At 42.9% G+C, this 20,826-nt stretch carries 14 protein-coding genes; 12 read left to right on the forward strand and 2 right to left on the reverse strand.

Translation table 11 applies throughout. The features are described from left to right. Nucleotides 1-2: 2 nt before the first annotated feature. The 7 genes from CGC64_RS03970 to CGC64_RS04000 are packed head-to-tail and all read left to right on the forward strand — an operon-like array spanning nt 3 to nt 11,948. Nucleotides 3-1,517 carry a RagB/SusD family nutrient uptake outer membrane protein gene (locus CGC64_RS03970; RefSeq protein ID WP_005676893.1) on the forward strand — a complete coding sequence of 505 codons (1,515 nt, stop codon included), beginning with the start codon at nt 3-5 and terminating at the stop codon, nt 1,515-1,517. 41 nt (nt 1,518-1,558) lie between these two features. After that, entirely contained in the window at nt 1,559-2,317 is a 759-nt protein-coding gene (locus CGC64_RS03975) for a DUF4843 domain-containing protein (RefSeq protein WP_005676894.1), read from the forward strand. 18 nt (nt 2,318-2,335) lie between these two features. Continuing rightward, nucleotides 2,336-4,042, forward strand: a complete 1,707-nt coding sequence (locus CGC64_RS03980; protein WP_005676895.1) for a PKD-like family lipoprotein — start codon at nt 2,336-2,338, stop codon at nt 4,040-4,042. A 40-nt stretch (nt 4,043-4,082) separates the two neighbouring features. After that, nucleotides 4,083-6,437, forward strand: coding sequence for a S9 family peptidase (locus tag CGC64_RS03985; RefSeq protein WP_005676896.1), 2,355 nt, complete (start codon nt 4,083-4,085; stop codon nt 6,435-6,437). An 18-nt stretch (nt 6,438-6,455) separates the two neighbouring features. Next, nucleotides 6,456-8,813, forward strand: a complete 2,358-nt coding sequence (locus tag CGC64_RS03990; RefSeq protein WP_005676897.1) for a S9 family peptidase — start codon at nt 6,456-6,458, stop codon at nt 8,811-8,813. Further along, nucleotides 8,797-11,520 (forward strand): S9 family peptidase, encoded by a 2,724-nt coding sequence (locus tag CGC64_RS03995; protein WP_005676898.1) that lies wholly within the window; start codon nt 8,797-8,799, stop codon nt 11,518-11,520. Before CGC64_RS03990 ends, CGC64_RS03995 begins: the two co-directional genes overlap by 17 nt. Before the next feature lie 5 nt (nt 11,521-11,525). Further along, nucleotides 11,526-11,948 (forward strand): lipocalin-like domain-containing protein, encoded by a 423-nt coding sequence (locus tag CGC64_RS04000; protein ID WP_005676899.1) that lies wholly within the window; start codon nt 11,526-11,528, stop codon nt 11,946-11,948. Nucleotides 11,949-12,067: 119 nt separating this feature from the next. Here the strand turns inward: CGC64_RS04000 and ybeY are convergent, their stop codons facing one another. Further along, nucleotides 12,068-12,484 (reverse strand): rRNA maturation RNase YbeY, encoded by a 417-nt coding sequence (gene ybeY / locus CGC64_RS04005; protein ID WP_005676900.1) that lies wholly within the window; start codon nt 12,482-12,484, stop codon nt 12,068-12,070. Between the two features lie 16 nt (nt 12,485-12,500). After that, nucleotides 12,501-13,733 carry a nucleoside recognition domain-containing protein gene (locus CGC64_RS04010; RefSeq protein ID WP_005676901.1) on the reverse strand — a complete coding sequence of 411 codons (1,233 nt, stop codon included), beginning with the start codon at nt 13,731-13,733 and terminating at the stop codon, nt 12,501-12,503. Between the two features lie 345 nt (nt 13,734-14,078). Here CGC64_RS04010 and ruvB point away from each other — a divergent pair, with 345 nt between their 5' ends. From ruvB to CGC64_RS04035, 5 genes are all read left to right on the forward strand, one after another. Next, nucleotides 14,079-15,110, forward strand: coding sequence for a Holliday junction branch migration DNA helicase RuvB (gene ruvB, locus CGC64_RS04015; RefSeq protein ID WP_005676902.1), 1,032 nt, complete (start codon nt 14,079-14,081; stop codon nt 15,108-15,110). A gap of 184 nt (nt 15,111-15,294) precedes the next feature. After that, nucleotides 15,295-15,678 carry an endonuclease domain-containing protein gene (locus CGC64_RS04020; protein WP_229066542.1) on the forward strand — a complete coding sequence of 128 codons (384 nt, stop codon included), beginning with the start codon at nt 15,295-15,297 and terminating at the stop codon, nt 15,676-15,678. A gap of 52 nt (nt 15,679-15,730) precedes the next feature. Continuing rightward, the gene (locus CGC64_RS04025; protein WP_005676904.1) at nt 15,731-17,227 is read left to right on the forward strand and encodes an oligosaccharide flippase family protein; all 1,497 of its coding nucleotides are present in this window, start codon (nt 15,731-15,733) and stop codon (nt 17,225-17,227) included. A 3-nt stretch (nt 17,228-17,230) separates the two neighbouring features. Beyond that, complete coding sequence (locus CGC64_RS04030; protein WP_005676905.1) at nt 17,231-18,586, forward strand: TIGR00341 family protein; 1,356 nt, start codon at nt 17,231-17,233, stop codon at nt 18,584-18,586. A gap of 19 nt (nt 18,587-18,605) precedes the next feature. Then, nucleotides 18,606-20,744, forward strand: coding sequence for a S46 family peptidase (locus CGC64_RS04035; protein ID WP_005676906.1), 2,139 nt, complete (start codon nt 18,606-18,608; stop codon nt 20,742-20,744). Nucleotides 20,745-20,826 lie beyond the last annotated feature (82 nt).

Genomic DNA, 20,826 nt, shown 5'->3' on the forward strand with positions numbered 1-20,826 from the left:
TTATGATACAAAAAATATATACTACGTTTATTTCTTTTGCGTTTGCAGCCTTGACACTTTCTTCGTGTTCAGATTGGCTGGACCTTTATCCTTCCGACGAGATAAAGGAGGAATACTTGTTTTCTTCCGGTGATGGTTTTCGTACAGCGACGAATGGTATTTATCGGAAAATGGCCACTTTCGATTTGTATGGAAGTAACCTTACTTGGGGAATTCTGGATGCTTGGGCCCAGGCTTATTACATAGAGCAAGCTCCAAGTATAGCTGGTGGAACCCCCATGAGAAAGATAGCAGAGCTTGCTTTTAAAAATACCGAATTGGTTCCTGTTACTGATGCAATGTGGAAAGCCGCTTGGAATGTGGTTGCCAATTGTAATGAATTGGCTCAGCAAGCGGTTCAAGCTGACCCTAATCTTTTTTATGGACTTGACAGTGAACGCCAGATGATTTTGGGAGAAGCTATTGGATTGCGTGCATTTGTGCAATTTGATTTGCTTCGTATTTATGCTCCGTCTCCTTCATCTGTTGGTTTTAGAGAAGATAACCGTACTTTTATTCCTTATGTCAATGTTTATCCCAGTTATATTAACGATCATCAGACGGTTAATTATTGCTTGGAACAGATTATTGCTGATTTGAAGGAAGCACAGCGTATATTGGAGGAAGTTGATAAAGAATCCAAGATGAATGCAAACTCTAGATTTAACATCAATGAAGTCTCTCAAAGCCAGTTTGCAGGATCTAGAGGATATCGTTTGAATTATTATGCGGTAACAGCAGAATTAGCTCGTGTTTATTTGTATGCAGGAAAGAATGCGGAAGCTTATGCAGAAGCCAAAAAAATCATTGATGAAGAAAGTGAAACAGGTTATTTTAAAGCATCAACCAGTTCATCAGGTTTCAGGAATGGAAATATGAAGATGTATAATGATATTATTTTTGGGCTTTATTCCCCCAAGGAATTAGTGGAATGGGATCAGGAAATAAATCATGGTTCCGACGGCTCTAGTGAGGAACATTATCTGTGTCTTGATAGCGAGGTGGCAAAAGAATTATATGGAGATGAAAAGGACAGTGATTGGCGGTTTAAGTATCAACTGGAAGAAATGTATTATGGATATTATTATCGTACTTTGAAATATTACAAACAGACGGAGAGTACTACTGTCGGAATAACAAATAATCAGACAATTCCTATGATACGTATGTCTGAAGTGTATTACATTGCCGCTGAAGCAATTTTTGATACTAATCCCCAAGAAGCGCAGGGGTATTTGGAATTGGTGAAGAAAGGAAGAGGAGTATCAAAGAAGTTTGATAATGTCACAAATAAGTCAGAGTTTATAAACTTGCTGGTAAATGATGCCCGTCGTGAGTTCTTAGGTGAAGGACAGATTTTCTATATGTATAAACGGTTGAATCGGACGATGCCTGCCAGTTCTTATTATAGTAATCCCGTGTTACCAACTGACGAAAATATGATATTACCTAAGCCCGATTCGGAGTCAAACATTTAAGTGTGATACTATTTTAGAATAACTACTTAAAAGAAACGAAAATGAAGAAAAGATATGCTATATGGGGAGTGTTGTTTTGCAGCGTATGTCTGATGCTCGCTTCATGTGAAGAGAAGGGATTGTTGGTCAGCAGCAACGACACAGCCTATTTAAAATTCGTTAACGATATGACTAAGGATACTACTACAGTATCTTTTAAAATGTATAATGAAGGTGAGGATGCTGAGATACCGATAGAGGTTTCTGTTTATGGGCAGATGCAGGATGAAGATTTACATTTCAATGTAATTGCAGATGTCGAACGTACTACTTTGCCGGCTAATTTGTATGTATTGCCTGCAGATTGTAAGATTAGAAAAGGATTGCTTACGGATACTATTTATGTAACATTGAAGAATGATCCGATATTGAGGGCAGAAACGAAGATATTAGCGTTACAGGTTGTAGAAGCAAATACTGTGAAACAAGGTGATTATTTGTATTCGCGTGCTCTCATTTCTGTCACCGATCGTTTGTTTAAACCCGATTGGTGGTCGGTAAACGATGCTGGGACGGAGGAAAACCCAGGAAATTCGGTTGATTGGTATTATTTAGGTGAGTACTCAGAAAAAAAGTATCAGATGTTTTTGGACGAGTTGAAAAAGGATGATATAGTGTTTGATGGAAAGAATAAGCAAGTGTTGCGTAAGTATTCATTGAGATTGAAGAATACCTTGAAGCAGATGAACGCAGGAAAGGATATGGAAGATTGGGTGAAAGATGAGAATGATAATGTGATTACTGTGGAAGTGGCAGGGTAAATTATAAAATTGCAAAGTATGAGAAAATTAGGAATATATGCAGTGATAGTAGTTTTAGTTGGAGTTGTTTCCAGTTGTTTGGATGATGATAACAACTATAACTACAAGCAGATAAATGAAATGCAAGGTGGTGCGCTCAATTTTGAGAACTTTAATTTGGATTATAGTGTGATAGAAGGAGAAGAATTGGTATTGGCACCTACATTTAAGTTTACAATAGATAGTATTACACCGGATGTTAGCTATGAATGGTATGTAGATAAGAAGTTGCAGACAGGCGAAACTGGTCCCACTTATACATTTAAAGCCGAAAAGAGTGGCACATATCAAGTGACATTTGCGGTAACAGATAATAAGACGGGGGTTCAGTTCGGAAAATCCACAACCATTAATGTGAGATCTATCTATCAGCGTGGCTGGGTGATTTTGTCGGATGATGGCGGGCGATCTGTGCTCCATTTCATTGTGCCCACAACACAACGTTATCAGGTAACGTATGGTGGAGAGACGTTCACTCGCGATTCGTTGGTCTATCATATAGTGAAACGTGATATTATCTCCAATCTTGGCTCAAATCCGAAAGGGTTAATGAACAATATTGGTGAAATGGATTATAATAGCGAATATGGGATTAGCGTGTATGACGAGTTGGTGGTGAAGCAAGATCGTTGGGTCGAACTTAATGGTAATACGTTGGAACGTGAGGTATATACGGATGAAGAATTTCATGGAGATATTCCTGCTGATTTTTCTCCGGTAGAAGCTGCTATGACTTTTTCATCCAAAGCGCTACTAGACGAGAATGGATTGATTTATTGGGAAAAAAAGGCGGATGTGACGGATTTCCATGCAGGTACTTATATGCCCATAGGATTAAATAATAATACCCGGTTCAGTCGTTTATTCCAAGCCTACAAGTTTAATGATTATATTACAGATGTGATGCTTGCACTGACGGAAGAAGATAATTCATTGGTTGGAATCTTGGATATGGGATATGCTACTAGTGGTACAGTAATTACTGAAAATTCCAGCTATACAAGTGGAAATATGTATAATATCACTGATCCGAGTGGCGAAGATCATTTTTCGAATATAGAGAAGACTGTGGTGGATGCATTACCTGCTCCGTATAACTCTGGAAATGATATAACAGAGTCTGAACCATATTGGACTGTTCTGCTGAAAGATGAAGCGACATCGGTGTATGAATTACGTTATTTCGGATTGGAGGCTGAAAGAAGGTATGTTGGCTGTCTGGAAGGTTGGTATTACGAGGCCTCTTTGGGTGTTATCAATGATTATCGTGGTATGGCTAATTTTGGAAACAAGCGTTATGTAGTCATTGCCAGCGGAAATCAACTTTATTATTATCAATATGGATGGGATGCTTATGGAGATGTGGAATATAGAGGTGAATTGATGCCATTGGGGGAACCCTTACCTGCGGCTGTTAAGACATTGTCGGGTATGGATGTAACCACCAACTTATATAAACAGAAGTATCCTTACGCTGGGCAATTAGGCGTTGCTCTGGAAGACGGAAGTTTCTATATATTCGGTGTTGTAGAAACAAGATTGGAAGATGGGACGTGTACAGAGGTTTCTCTTAAACAACAATTCCCGAATGAAACTACCTCGGAAGAAAACAAGAAGTTTGGTAAAATAGTAGATGTCCTTTATAAACTGGGACGCGGTATGGATTATATGTCATTTGCGTTCTAGAAGAGCTTTAAAAGCGTTTTTTTGATAATAAATAACCATTATGGTATTAAAACAACTTTTTATTGCCGGCAGCTTGTCTTTTACTCTTGCATTGCAAGGATGGGGACAAGTTCCTGCCGAGCATGATACGGTACAAGCCAATTATGAGTTGGCAGAGAAGTTTCATGAATTTACATTAGGGGGAAAACTGTCTAATAATAGTATGTCCCTTTATCCGCATGAAATCAATGATACGGATAATTTCTGGTTTGATTTTACGACTTCGGCAGGTAAACACTACTATTATGTCAACCCCAAGGAGGGAAAGAAGGAGTTACTCTTCGATAACGAGGAAATGGCTATGCTGCTTTCCGGTTTAACTCATGAGGTTGTGAATCCGGTAAGGTTGGATTTGTCAGAATTAAAGTTCGCAAAAGATCAAAAGTCATTTGTATTCAGTTACAGGTCGAAAAAGTATGATTACAATCGAATTACCCGCAAATTGAAAGAGGTGGAGGAGAAAAAGGCAGATGACAGAGATGCCGAGCCGATATATTCATGGATGAATTTTTCTCCGGATAAGAAGTACATACTGTATGCGAAAGACCATAACTTGTATGTGAAGGGCAACAAGGCATTGGGAGTAGATACTACGGAAGTGCAATTGACTACGGACGGAGTCCCTGATTTTTCGTATGCTCGTGAGGAGGATGCGGGGGAGAATGGTGAAGTTCCTTCTAATGCTCGTTGGTGTCCTGATAGCCGGCATGCATATATTGTGCTTGATGATAATCGGAAATTGCGTGACTTTTGGGTGATTAATTCGATTTCGGACAAGCCGGAGTTGAAGAAATATAAGTATGAATTTCCGGGAGATAAATATGTAACCCAGAATGAACTTGTAATCATTGATATTGTAGAACGGACTGCGAGAAAAGCGAAGATACAAAAGTGGAATGACCAGTATGTGATGCCTTTTAGTGTAACGTCGGATAGCAAGTATGTCTTTTTTGAACGTACCAAACGTACATGGGATGAGGTAGACGTGTGTTCGGTCAATACCTCTACCTTGGAGGTCAAAGAACTGATTCATGAGGTGGATAAGCCTTATCGTGATCCGCATGCGCGTAGCGTGGAAGTTCTGAATGATGGAAAAGATATTCTATTTCGTTCCGAACGTACAGGGTGGGGACACTATTATCATTACGACGGTCAAGGGAACCTGAAAAATGCGATATCTTCAGGACCGTGGGTAAGCGGACATATTGCCGCTATTGATACGCTGCAACGTACGGTTTATTTTTATGGATATGGAGATGACCCGAAGATCAATCCGTTTTACTATCGTTTGTATAAGTCCAATATGGATCGTGAGGGAGCAACTCTACTCACTAAAGAAGACGGGCAGCACCGGGTAATCTTTTTGAAGTCTAGGCGCTACTTTATTGATACATTCTCAAGAGTCGATATGGAACCGAAGATATTATTGAAGGACAATACCGGCAAGGTGATTATGGAGTTAGCAAAGCCTGATTTAAGTCAGGTATATGCCGCCGGTTGGAAGAAGCCGGAAAATTTTGTGGTGAAAGCTGCCGATAATGTTACGGATTTGTATGGAGTGATGTGGAAGCCGTCTAATTTTGATCCGGAAAAGAAATATCCGATTATTTCGGTTGTTTATCCGGGACCATACTTCGGGTTCGTTCCTACTAACTTTACGTTGGATGATAGCTATTGTACCCGTATGGCGCAGCTTGGCTTTATTGTAATCACTGTAGGCCATAGGGGAGATACTCCGATGCGTGGAAAGGCATATCACCGTTACGGTTACGGCAATATGCGTGATTATCCGTTGGAAGATGATAAGTATGCTATTGAGCAGTTGGCTCAGCGCCACTCGTTTATTGACGGTAAGAAAGTTGGTATCTACGGACATTCCGGTGGCGGATTTATGGCTGCGGCTGCTATCTGCACTTATCCGGACTTTTATAAGGCTGCCGTTTCTTGTTCCGGAAACCATGATAATAGTATCTATAACCGTGGTTGGGGAGAATGTTACAATGGTGTAAGAGAAGTAGAGAAGGTGGTGAAAGACAGTCTGGGTAACGAGACCAAAGAATATGAATACAAGTTTAGAGTAAAGTCGAATGCAGAGATAGCCAAGAATCTGAAAGGACACTTGATGCTTGTAACCGGAGATATGGATAAGAACGTGAATCCTGCACATACATACCGTATGGCTCAGGCTTTGATTGAGGCCGGTAAGGATTTCGATATGCTTGTCATTCCCGGAGCCGGTCATGGATATGGCTCTGCCGATGAGTATTTTGAGAAGAAAATGTACCGTTTCTTTGCCAAACATTTGCTAGGTGATACCCGTGCAGACTATTGGGGAGATATTAACCGTAGTAAATAAGACAATAGATAAGATTTTATGAAAAACTCTCTCTTTAGATATTTGTGCCTGGCGGTTGCATTAGTATCATGCAACCTTGCCGGTGCGCAACAAAAAGCGAATTATCAGTTAGCGGAAAAGTTCCGTTTGTTGGAGCAAAATCCTATAGATAAGTATTCTACAGAAGTCAGACCGACGTTTATCAACGATACGGATTGCTTTTATTACTCTTTTACAACACGTGAAGGAAAGAAATATTATTATGTTAATCCGAAGAAGAAGGAGAAACGATTGTTGTTTGATACGGATGAGTTATTGAGCAAAATTGCAGTATATACCAAGAAAGCCTATTCTTCGGCAGATCCGCATTTGTCTTTCACATTTATGAAGGACAACGAAACCATTCGTATTGATTTTGACCGCGGACTTTATACATACAATATCCATACAAAAGAATTGAAGCAACTCGATGAGAAGCCAACGTATAAAACCGGCGACCCGTATTGGATGAAATATTCTCCGGATAGCTTGTATTTTCTTTATGCCAGTAAGGATAACTTGTATTTCGTTGGAAACCCGAAAAAGGGACAGGATACAATCCCGGTTCAATTGACGACGGACGGTATGCCGGATTATACATTCAACCGTGAAGACGAAGGCAAGATGGAAGGCCGTTTCGGAGCCGAATCGGCTCACTGGATTCCGGGAAGCCACCGTTTCTACGCTGTCCGTGAAGACAACCGGAAAGTCCGTGACTTGTGGGTTATTAATTCTTTATCCAAGCCTTCTCCTGAACTGATCACTTATAAAGCTGAATTGGCCGGCGATAAAAATGTGACTCAATATGAATTACTGTTGGGAGATATAGACAAGCGGGAAGTTAAGAAGGTGGATATCAATCGTTGGCCGGATCAGTATATTGATGTATTGTATGCGTCAAAAGACGGAAAACGCTTGTACTTCCAACGCTATAACCGTACATGGAACCAGTCGGATATTTGCGAAGTGGATGTAGAGACCGGAAAAGTGCGTGTGGTGATTCATGAAGAAAACAAGCCGTATCTCGATTATCAGATGCGTAATGTTTCTTTCCTGAATGACGGAAAAGAAATCCTGTTCCGTTCCGAACGTAACGGTTGGGGACATTATTATCTGTATGATACAGCAACAGGAAACCTGAAGAATCAACTGACAGACGGTACTTGGGTAGCCGGCCCGGTTGCGCAGATTGATACTGTCGGACGCAAGATGTATTTCTATGGTTATGGACGGGAGAAAGGAATTGACCCTTATTACTATATTCTTTATGAAGCTCATTTGGATCGTCCGAATGCACTCCGTCTGTTGACGCCGGAGAATGCGTCACACGAAGTCAGTATCTCTCCCTCCTGTCGCTATCTGGTAGATTCATATTCTACCGTGTCGCAGGAGCCGGTAAACGTGGTTCGCAACCGGAATGGGAAGGTAATCATGACATTGGAGAAACCGGACTTGCAACCTGTCTATGAAATGGGCTGGAAAGCTCCGGAACGTTTTAAAGTAAAAGCTGCCGACGGAGTAACCGACCTTTATGGTGTGATGTGGAAGCCCGCCGATTTTGATTCGACGAAAGTTTACCCTATTATTTCAAATGTTTATCCGGGGCCGTTCTTCGAGTACGTGCCGACTCGTTTCACAATAAATGATGTTTATAACACCCGTTTGGCTCAACTGGGATTCATTGTAATTACCGTAGGCCACAGAGGGGGTACTCCAATGCGTGGAAAGGCTTATCATACCTATGGATACAATAATATGCGCGATTATCCGCTGGCGGATGATAAATATGCTATCGAACAACTGGCTGCCCGTTATCCCTTTATAGATGCTACCAAGGTAGGTATTTACGGTCATTCAGGCGGCGGATTTATGTCGGCTGCCGCTATTTGCACTTATCCGGACTTTTATTCGGCTGCTGTCTCATCGGCCGGTAACCATGACAATCGTATTTACAATAAAGGTTTCGTGGAGATTCATTATGGTGTAGATGAGAAGGTGACAACGACTAAAGACAGTTTGGGAGTAGAGAGCAAAACGTATAATTATAGTGTACGTGTGCGTCCGAATCAGGAGTTGGCGAAGAATTACAAACATGGATTGCTGCTGTTTACCGGTGCCATAGACCAGACTGTGAATCCGGCCAATACTTTACGTCTGGTAGATGCATTGATTAAAGCGGATAAGGACTTTGATATGTTTGTGTTACCTAAATGTACTCATGGATTCTTCGGTGAGTCCGAGAGCTTTTTTGAGCATAAAATGTGGCGTCATTTTGCACGTCTGTTGTTACATGATAACTCGGCAGACTGTGATATTGATTTGAATAAAGATATGATAAAAGATGAAAGGAGAAGATAAAATGAAGCAGACAATAATGGGAATCGGATTAATAGTGGGAGTGTTAGTCGGTTTTGTCCCGAGTGTCGATGCTCAAACACAGAAGAAGCCGGTTGACATTGAAGCCTGCATGTCGTGGAAGCGTGTTGAATCGCCGGATATCTCCCCAACAGGACGTTGGGTTACCTACCGGATTGCACCTATGGAGTACAATCCTGAAAACACCGACGCAAAAACTGTACATCTGTTTGATACACGTACCCGCAAGGAGATTCTGCTGGATGATGTGGAAAACATTGAGTTTTATAATTCGGATCAAGCTCTTTCTTATCAGAAGGCTGACTCTACAGGAAATATGAAGACGATCCTGATGGAACTTCCTTCAGGTATCAAGAAAGAATGGAAATATAAGGAATCTTTCCGGCCGGTAAATGGAACTCCTTATTCAGTCTCAGTGACAAACGTTCCGAAAGATACGGTCAATCATGTCCCGTCTTTTAATCGTTTGGTGGTTCGTCATCTGAAAACCGGTACTGCTTTTCAGATTGATAGTATTGGCTATTATACCTTATACAATGAAGGACGTTCTATCATTTTTGTACGCAGGCAGGCAAAAGGAAACGCATTGTGTTATGGCCCATTGACGGGACCCTATCAGACTATCTATCAGAGTGCTGTAAAGAAAGAACCTGTTTCTTTCAGTTTGGATACAAAACTGATGACAGGAGAATTCAGTATTAAGGATTCGCTATGGTATAATTTCTCTTTAAAGAAGAATACCTGCGATTTGGTCTTCGACCGTAAAGAGGTGATTCTACCGGCAGGAATGGAACTTGCGCGGGCCACTCTGTCGCACAGTCAGAAGTTCCTGACAATGGAACTCAGACCTTATCAGGAGAAAGTAAATAAAGATAAAAAAGAAGAGGAAGTAAAGCCGGATAAGAGTTTCGAACTGGAGCTGTGGACTTGGGATGAATATGAAGTTCCTACGTTGCAGACTCGTGGTCGTTATTTCCGTCCTCAATATTCAAAATATATCTATGATATTGCTTCCGGAAAATTGACGGAAGTAGCTCCCGGTCATGCTGATTTGTTGGAACCGGACCGTGCAGAAGAAATACATTATGTGCTTTATACGGACGAAACTCCCTATCGTATGCAGAAAGAATGGCTTAATGAAGTGCCGTTTGATATCTATTCTGTGAATGTGCATACAGGAAAAAAGCAATTGGTAGGACGTAGCTATCGGACAAGGCCGAAGTGGTCAATGAACGGTAAATGGGCTGTGATGTATGATCCTGTTGCACAGGTATGGAATAAGTTTGACGGAACAACGGGTAAGGTTACCGATATTTCAACAGCTATTGGTTATCCGGTATTCGAGGAAACTTATGATAAACCGAATCCTGCGCCTGCCTATGGCATTGCAGGTTGGACTGCTGATGGTAATAATGTACTGATTTACGATGCTTATGACTGGTGGAAGATAGATTTAACCGGAGAACGTCAGCCGGAATGTTTCACCAAGGGATATGGCCGCAAAAATAAGAGATCTATCCGTAAAATGACCAGCAATATTGATAAGGAAGTTTTCAAACCGGACGAGACGGTTGTAGTCAGCGTGTGGGATGAGAATACGATGGATGAAGGCATTTATTCGCTTGACATGAAAGGTCGTTTGAAGAAGCTTGCGGAAGGTCCTTATATCTATGCGATTCATCGTTTCTCGGATAATCAGAAGTATTGCATCTGGAATCGTCAGAATATGTCAGAATTCCGTGATCTGTGGTGGAGCAAAGCCGATTTCTCCGATCCGATCCGTATAACGAATGCTAATCCTCAGCAAAGTGAATACAAATGGGGAACTGCAAAGTTGGTGGAATGGACAAACTATGAGAATAAACCCAATAAGGGAATACTTTATCTGCCGGAAGATTATGATCCTCAAAAAGAATATCCCGTACTGGTACAATTCTATGAAACGCATTCAGGTGGATTGAATACTTATCATGCTCCGATGTTGAGCAGCGCAATGGGTGATGTGATGTATTTCGTCAGCAACGGATATATCGTATTCATGCCGGATGTGCATTTCACTATAGGAACACCGGGACAGAGTTGTTATGATGCCGTAGTAAGCGGAACCAAATATTTGATAGAGCAGGGGATAGCACATCCGGGAAAGATAGGTCTGCAAGGACATAGCTGGTCGGGATTCCAAACCAGTTATCTGGTGACTAAAACTGATCTATTTACTTGTGCCAATATTGGTGCTCCTATCACTGATATGGTGACCGGTTATTTGGGCATTCGTGGTGGAAGCGGTTTACCGCGTTATTTCATGTACGAAGAATGGCAAAGCCGTATGGGAAAGAATTTGTGGGAAGCCAAGGACAAATATCTGGCAAACTCCGCTATCATAGAGGCCGATAAAATACATACGCCGTTACTGATCTGGCATAATGACAAAGATGAGGCTGTGGCTTATGAACAGGGGCGTGCCTTGTATTTGGCTATGCGCCGTTTACAGCGTCCGGCATGGCATCTCAACTACAAAGGTGAAGGACATTTCCTTAGTAATCAGGCTGCCCAGAAGGACTGGACTATCCGGATGATGCAATTCTTCGACTATTACCTGAAAGGAACAAAAGAACCGCGTTGGATGAAAGAGGGTATTCATCTGAGAGAACGTGGCATTGACCAAAAATATGATTTACTAGAAAAATAAATGAAATGAAGAAACTATTAATGACAGTTATGGCTCTGTCTTGCTTTGCATTCAGCAGCTATGGACAGAAGAAGGTGGAGAAACAAATTATAGGTAAATGGTGCAATCCTTATACCTATCAGTCTACCGGTGAACTGAAAGGATTTGAGTTTAAAAAAGGTGGGAAATGCTCTGCCGTCAATATTCCCTCTTTGGATTTGAAGACTTGGAAGATTGATAAAGATGGCTATTTAATCGTTGAAGGGTTTAGCAAAGGAGAAGATGGAAAGGTGGAAGTGTATAAGACACGTGAACGTATAGGTTACATAACACCTGATTCATTGGAATTGGTTGCGCAGGACGGACCTCCACGGTTGGCTTTCCTGTATCTGAATACCAAGTCTATCAAGAAGTTGGTCACTTCGGAAGTGGCTCCCGACAAGAAGTAATAAATCTCTCTCTTAAATAATTTAATGTTAATTAGCGAAGGCTAATGAGAATGCCCTGTCGTAGTGATTACGATAGGGCGTTTTTCCATTTATAGAGGATGATTGAGAAAGTCTGGTATTTAGTGTAGCATTGCCAATGCCTTATTTTCCGCCGCTTCCATAATTTCCCGTTCTCCGGGTCCTTTATCGTTTATACCGCAAAGATGAAGTATCCCGTGAATAATGACACGGTGGAGTTCATTGTCATAAGAAGCGCCGAATTGTTCTGCATTGGTGCGTACCGTATCCAAGCTGATGAACAAGTCTCCGGACAGGCGGTCGCCCTCACAATAGTCGAAAGTAATGATGTCCGTGTAGTAGTCGTGTTGCAGATATTGGCGGTTTACTTCCAGAATTTTTTCATCGGAACAGAAAATATAAGCGATTTCACCGAGTCTTTTTCCATAGGAAGCAGCTACGGCTTTGATCCATTCCGTAGTCTCGCGTTTCTTGATTTCAGGCATTTTGATGCCTTCTGTTTGATAAGTTACAGCCATAATTGAATGTTATGATTTAAAAGAAAAATAAATAACTGATTAAGATAGCGGCTATGATACCCGAGAAGTCGGCTATCAGGCCACAGGTGACGGCGTTGCGGGTCTTGGTGATACCTACGCTGCCGAAGTAAACGGCAAGGATGTAGAATGTGGTATCCGACGCCCCGCGTACCACGCAACTCATGCGTCCTACAAACGAATCCGGCCCCAGTTCCTTCATTGTATCAATCATCAACCCGTTGGCACCGCTGCCGCTAAGCGATTTCATCAATGCAGTGGGCAGTGCTCCCACAAAGCTTGTGTCGACTCCGCATAGTCCTACTACGTATCCGATACCTCCCACCAGAAAATCCATGGCTCCCGAAGTACGGAATACCGCAATGCCTACCAGAAAAGCAACCAGATAAGGAATAATGCGCACAGCTGTCGTAAACCCTTCCTTGGCTCCTTCCACGAAAGAATCATATACGTTAATCTTCTTTCTGACACCCGTTAAAATAAACAGGATAATGACACTGAACAGAAGAATATTCGCTATCAGGGTAGAGTAAGTGCCCATATCTTCCCGAGAAACACTCAGGAACAGGTAAATCAAACCGGAGAAGAAAAGACAGATGATACCCATTAAAATCAGAATGGGCTTATTGATCAGGTTTATCTTCTGGGCGATACTGACTGCTATGACCCCGACCAGAGTGGAAATGAAGGTACTTAACAGAATAGGAATAAATACATCCGTAGGCTGGGCAGCTCCCATTTGTGCCCGGTAAACCATGATACTGATCGGGATGATGATGAGGCCGGAAGTATTAATCACCAGAAACATAATCATCGGATTGGAAGCGGTATCTTTTTTCGGATTCAACTCTTGCAATTCTTTCATCGCTTTTAGTCCCAACGGGGTGGCGGCATTGTCCAGTCCGAGCATATTGGCGGACATATTCATAAAGATAGAACCTAACACCGGATGTCCTTTAGGTATATCCGGAAACAATCGGCAGAGTACCGGACTCAGGAAACGTGCCAGAGCATTAATCAGTCCGCTGTTCTCTCCGACTTTCATGATACCCAGCCAGAGGGCCAATACTCCCGTAAGTCCCAACGAGATTTCGAAAGCTGTCTTTGACGAATCGAATGTAGAGTTCATGATAGCCGTAAATATCTCCGTATCTCCCAGGAAAATTACTTTTATAAGGGCGATAATAAAGGCGACGACAAAGAATCCTATCCAGATGTAATTTAAAACCATAGTTGATAGCGTGTATATAGATGATGCAAAAGTAGTTATTACGTTTCAAATAAACTAATAACAGGATAAAAGGTTGTCTCCCGACACGTCATAGATGAAGACTTCGTTGCACAGACAGTGCTTCCCCGCTGGCACAACTGTGCCATCGCAGTGGCACGATAGTGCCAACAGGGTGGCATGGCTGTGCCAATACGTTGGCACAAGGTTGGCCCTATATTCTCTTAAATCTTTATAAATAGCCTTCCGATAGCTGCCATTCAGAGCGTGCCCGGAGTTTTTATTCGTTTTTCTTGTACTGAAAATGAATGTAAATCTCTATCTTTGTCTCCTACTTTCAAGAAATAAATGGAACAGGAAGATTTTAACATACGCGAACATCAGCTTACTTCAAGGGAACGGGATTTTGAGAATGCACTCCGGCCGTTGAGTTTTGAGGACTTTAGCGGACAGGATAAGGTGGTGGAAAACCTTCGCATCTTTGTGAAGGCGGCACGCTTGCGTGGCGAAGCACTCGACCATGTCCTGCTGCACGGACCTCCCGGATTGGGAAAAACAACGCTTTCAAATATCATTGCCAACGAGTTGGGAGTCGGCTTTAAGGTAACCTCCGGTCCGGTGCTCGATAAACCGGGAGATTTGGCAGGTGTGCTGACCAGTCTCGAACCGAATGATGTACTCTTTATTGATGAAATTCATCGCTTGTCGCCCGTGGTGGAAGAATATCTTTATTCTGCCATGGAAGACTATCGCATTGATATCATGATTGATAAAGGGCCTTCGGCACGTAGCATCCAGATAGATCTGAATCCTTTCACGCTGGTTGGCGCAACAACACGCAGCGGTCTGCTGACGGCACCGCTCCGTGCACGTTTCGGAATCAATCTGCATCTGGAATACTATGATGATGATATCTTGAGTAACATTATCCGTCGTTCCGCTTCCATATTGGATGTGCCTTGCTCGTTGCGTGCGGCAGGAGAGATTGCTTCCCGCAGCCGTGGGACGCCGCGTATTGCCAATGCCTTGCTCCGCCGGGTGCGCGACTTTGCACAGGTGAAGGGTTCCGGTTCTATTGACACGGAAATAGCCCAGTTTGCACTGGAGGCATTGAATATTGACAAGTACGGTCTGGATGAGATAGACAACAAGATACTTTGTACGATTATAGACAAGTTTAAGGGCGGTCCTGTGGGAATCACTACCATTGCTACGGCTTTGGGGGAAGATGCGGGGACGATTGAGGAAGTTTACGAACCCTTCCTGATAAAAGAAGGATTCATGAAGCGTACTCCTCGCGGACGTGAGGTGACCGAACTTGCCTACAAACATTTGGGAAGAAGCCTTTATAACAGTCAGAAAACATTGTTTAACGACTGATAGTGGGCGGTACCATTTCACCGGAATTGATTAAAGTAAAAAGTCGGTAGTATCTCCATTCTCCTCCTTCGGGAAGGAGGAGTACCCGTAGGGGGAGGTGGTAGGTGAATACATAAAACAATTATCTATGCACGATATAATGAATAAGCCCGAACTAAAATCCGTTCGAAAAGATCTAAGAAATATGAGTACTTCTGCCGAAGCCACTCTCTGGAAGTTAATCAAAGGGCAGCAAATAGATGGACTTAAGTTTCGTCGGCAGCATAGTGTCGGTCCTTATATTTTAGACTTTTATTGCCCGCAATTCCGGCTGGGGATAGAGTTGGACGGTGAAGTACATTCTACTACGGAAGCTATGGATTATGCTGATAATCGTGCACGTTTTCTCGTCAATGAGAAAAATATTTGGGTAATACGTTTTGAGAATAGAGTCGTATTTGAGAATCCTACGCGGATTGTGGAGGAGATTCGGGAGGTTGTGAAAAAAAGGAGAGAAAATCCTACCACCTCCCCCTACGGGTACTCCTCCTTCCCGAAGGAGGAGAATGGAGATACTACCGACTTTTAATCAATTTTGGTGAAGGTAGTATTATAATATCATTAATCTGATAAAATAGAACATGGCTGGACTGAAATCATTAGCAAAAGATACTGCGATTTATGGATTGAGTAGTATTGTCGGTCGATTCCTCAATTATATGCTGGTACCGTTGTACACAGCAGTTTTACCGGCTTCTTCCGGAGGCTATGGAGTAGTATCAAATGTCTATGCATTTACAGCTTTGATGCTCGTACTGCTCACGTTCGGTATGGAAACGGGTTTCTTCCGCTTTGCCAATAAATCAGGGGAAGATCCGATGAAAGTGTATGCAAACTCTTTGCTTTCAGTAGGCGGGGTATCCTTGATTTTCGTCCTTCTCTGTCTACTGTTCCTGCAACCGATCGCCAATCTGCTGGATTATGGCAATCATCCCGAGTTTATAGCGATGATGGCTATGGTGGTGGCTTTGGATTCTTTCCAGTGCATTCCTTTCGCCTACTTACGTTATAAGAAAAGACCGATTAAGTTTGCGGCTATTAAATTGCTTTCCATTATCGGTGGAATTGGCTTGAATCTGTTCTTTCTGTTGCTCTGTCCGTGGCTGAATGTTCATTTTCCGGCAACGGTTTCCTGGTTTTATGATCCGGATTATCTGGTAGGTTATATTTTCATCAGCAATCTGATTATTTCGGCAGTGCAGATGTTCTTCTTTATTCCTGAATTGAGAGGCTTTGCTTATAAGTTGGACAAGGCACTGCTAAAACGAATGGTAGTATATTCTTTCCCGGTGTTGATTCTGGGGCTGGTCGGTATTCTGAATCAGACGGTGGATAAGATGATTTATCCGTTTCTTTTCGAGGATCGTCAGGAAGGACTGGTCCAGTTGGGCATTTATGCGGCTACCAGTAAGATTGCTATGGTAATGGCTATGTTTACGCAGGCTTTCCGTTATGCATACGAACCCTTTGTTTTTGGAAAAGACAGAGAAGGGGACAATCGTAAAATGTATGCGGCTGCAATGAAATATTTCCTCATCTTCTCATTGTTGGCTTTCCTTGCCGTGATGTTCTATTTGGATTTGTTGCGCTATCTGGTGGCAAGAGGATATTGGGAAGGGTTGGGAGTAGTGGCTGTTGTGATGCTTGCAGAAATATGTAAGGGAATCTATTTCAATCTTTCCTTTTGGTATAAACTGACGGATGAAACACGTTGGGGGGCTTATTTCTCACTGATAGGATGTGCCATTATTGTGGTGATGAACATTGTGTTTGTGCCTGTGTATGGTTATATTGCTTCTGCGTGGGCTTCTGTTGCCGGATATGGGGTGATTATGCTGTTGTCCTATTGGATGGGACAGAAGAAGTATCCGATTCAGTATGACTTGAAAAGTCTGGGACTTTATATCCTGCTTGCTGCGGTACTGTATGTGATCGGCGAACAAGTGCCGATTTCTGATCTTGTGCTCCGTCTGGCTTTCCGTACTGTGCTTTTATTGTTGTTTGTAGCATACATCGTCAAGAAAGATTTGCCGTTAAGTCAGCTACCTGTTATTAATCGATTTATAAAGAAGAAATAACTTATGAAGACAGATGAACGTAATAAATTCGCCATAAAGTCCTTTTTAGGCGAATATCTGGATTTGAGAAAGGATAAGGATAATGAACTGGCAACAGTTGATTCTATCCGTAAAGGTGTGGAGTTCAAGGGGGCGAACCTGTGGATTCTTATCTTTGCCATTTTCATGGCGTCACTTGGCTTGAATGTGAACTCTACCGCCGTGATCATCGGTGCCATGTTGATTTCTCCGTTGATGGGGCCTATCATGGGAGTAGGGCTTTCTGTCGGCTTGAACGACTTCGAACTGATGAAACGTTCTTTAAAGAGTTTTCTTATTACGACCGCTTTCAGTGTGACGACGGCGACAATCTTCTTCCTTCTGGCGCCTATTGCCGGTTCGCAGTCAGAGTTGCTGGCCCGCACATCGCCGACAATTTATGACGTATTCATCGCACTTTTCGGTGGTCTGGCAGGTGTGGTGGCTCTTTCTACGAAAGAAAAAGGGAACGTGATTCCGGGTGTCGCTATCGCTACGGCATTGATGCCGCCGCTTTGTACGGCTGGTTACGGGCTGGCTTCCGGTAATCTGATCTATTTTCTGGGAGCCTTTTACCTCTACTTCATAAATTCCGTATTCATTAGCCTCGCAACTTTTATCGGTGTGCGTGTGATGCATTTCCAGCGGAAAGAGTTCGTTGATAAAAACCGTGAAAAGACGGTGCGTAAATATATCATCCTGATTGTGATTCTGACGATGTGCCCGGCTGTTTATCTGACATTCGGCATTATCAAAAGTACCTTCTATGAAGCGGCGGCCAACCGGTTTATCAACGAACAGTTGGGATTCGAGAATACGCAAGTGCTTGATAAAAAGGTCAGCTATGAACATAAGGAAGTCCGTGTTGTCCTGATCGGCTCGGAAGTGCCGGACGCTTCGATCTCCATAGCCCGCAGTAAACTGAAAGAGTATAAACTTGAAGATACCAAGCTGATAGTATTGCAGGGTATGAACAACGAAGCGGTGGATGTGTCTTCTATCCGTGCCATGGTAATGGAAGACTTCTACAAGAACAGCGAACAACGGCTTCAGGAACAGAAAGTCAAAATAACTCAACTGGAGACAACTCTCCAACAATATAAATCGTATGATGAAATGAGTCGTACACTGGTGCCGGAACTGAAGGTGCTTTATCCTTCTATCACTACGCTTTCCATTGCTCACTCGCTCGAAGTACGGGTAGATTCGATGAAAACGGATACGGTGACGCTGGCTGTCATGAAGTTTGCCAAACATCCGACGAATACGGAGAAAGAGAAAATCAGCGAGTGGCTGAAAGCCCGGGTAGGGGCGAAAAAGTTGAGGTTGATTACCGAATAAAGAATCTAAAAATAATAGCATGAAATTCAGACTGACCGCAGTTATTGTCCTTGCTCTTTGCTTGTCGAATGCTTTTGCCGATGAGGGAATGTGGCTATTGGGAAATCTTAAGAAGAATAAGCAAACAGACCGGGTAATGAGAGAACTTGGTTTGCAGATGCCTGTAAATAAATTATATAATCCGAAGAAGCCGTGTCTGGCGGATGCCGTTGTCAGTTTCGGTGGCTTTTGTTCGGGAGTAGTCGTATCGGAAGACGGGTTGGTGTTCACCAATCATCATTGCGGTTTCAGTAGTATCCAGCAGCATTCTTCGGTAGAACATGATTATCTGAAAGACGGTTTTGTGGCCCGTAGCCTCGAAGAAGAACTGCCGAATCCCGAGTTATATGTCCGTTTCCTGCTTCGTACGGAAAATGTGACCAAGCGGGTATTGTCTGCCGCCAAACACGCCAAGACGGAATCCGAGCGGCGGGTGGTAGTCGATTCTGTGATGAATGTAATCGGGATGGAAGTATCGGAAAAGGACTCCACGTTGACGGGTATTGTTGACGCCTACTATGCGGGAAATGAGTTCTGGCTGTCTGTTTACCGTGATTATAATGATGTCCGCCTGGTATTTGCTCCCCCTTCCTCTGTCGGTAAGTTCGGGTGGGATACGGACAACTGGATGTGGCCGCGTCATACGGGCGATTTCAGCGTATTCCGTATCTATGCGAACACTCAGAACGGTCCGGCGGATTATTCTTCGGACAATGTGCCCTATCATCCCGAATATGTAGCTCCTGTCTCTTTGGAAGGATATAAGGAAGGCTCTTTCTGTATGACGCTCGGTTATCCGGGGAGTACGGAGCGTTATCTCTCTTCGTATGGCATCGAGGAGATGATGAACGGCATCAATCAGGCTATGATTGACGTGCGTGGAGTGAAACAGGCTATCTGGAAGCGGGAAATGGACCGTCGTCCGGACATCCGTATCAAGTATGCCTCAAAGTACGATGAAAGCTCTAATTACTGGAAGAATAGTATCGGAACCAATAAAGCGATCCAACACCTGAAAGTGCTGGAAAAGAAACGTGCTGCCGAGGCTGCACTGCGCGAATGGATTCAGGCGCATCCCGAAGAAAGGGAGAAACTTATTCGTTTATTCTCTTCCCTGGAGCTGAATTATGGCAATCGTCGTGAGATAAACCGTGCCTTGGCTTATTTCGGTGAAGCATTTATCAATGGTCCTGAATTGGTTCAGCTTGCGCTTGAAATTCTGAACTTCGACTTTGAGGCGGAAGAAAAGCAAGTGGTAAGCCGTATGAAGAAGCTGTTGGAAAAGTATGACAACCTGGATACTGCCATTGACAAGGAAGTCTTTGCCGCCATGCTGAAAGAGTATCAAACGAAAGTGGACAAGAAATATCTTCCCGCTATGTACGATAAGATCGACACGCTCTATAACGGGAATATCCAAGCCTATGTAGACTCCTTGTATGCAACATCCAATATAACCTCGCCTAAAGGTTTGAAACGCTTTCTGGAACGGGATACGACGTATAATCTGATTGAAGACCCTGCCGTATCTTTGAGTCTTGACCTGATTGTGAAATATTATGAGATGAACCAGAGTATTTCCGAAGCTTCCGAGCAGATCGAACAGGGAGAGCGCTTATTCAATGATGCCATGCGCCGTATGTATGCCGACCGTAATTTCTATCCCGACGCCAATTCGACCATGCGGCTTAGTTTCGGGACGGTCAGTGGTTATTCTCCTTTCGACGGGGCTACTTACGGCTATTATACAACAGTGAAAGGTATCTTTGAGAAGGTAAAAGAGCATGCCGGAGACATTGACTTTGCCGTGCAGCCGGAACTCTTGTCTTTATTATCTTCCCGCGACTTCGGCAGGTATGCCAACGAACAGGGAGATATGAATGTCTGCTTTATCTCCAACAATGATATAACAGGAGGAAACTCCGGCAGTGCCATGTTCAACGGTAAGGGAGAGTTGCTCGGTCTGGCGTTTGACGGCAATTGGGAAGCCATGAGCAGTGATATTGTATTTGAACCCGATTTACAACGATGTATCGGTGTGGATGTGCGTTATATGCTCTTTATTATCGAGAAATACGGGAAAGCGGGGAATCTGATAAAAGAATTAAAAATAAGGTGAGTTTGATATAACTTCATTCTCATGCTTCTCTTTCCTTTCCAAAGGAAGGGAAGCATAATCATTAAGTTTATATTGAACTCAC

The sequence above is a fragment of the Bacteroides caccae genome (assembly GCF_002222615.2).
GTDB classification, from domain to species: Bacteria; Bacteroidota; Bacteroidia; order Bacteroidales; family Bacteroidaceae; genus Bacteroides; species Bacteroides caccae.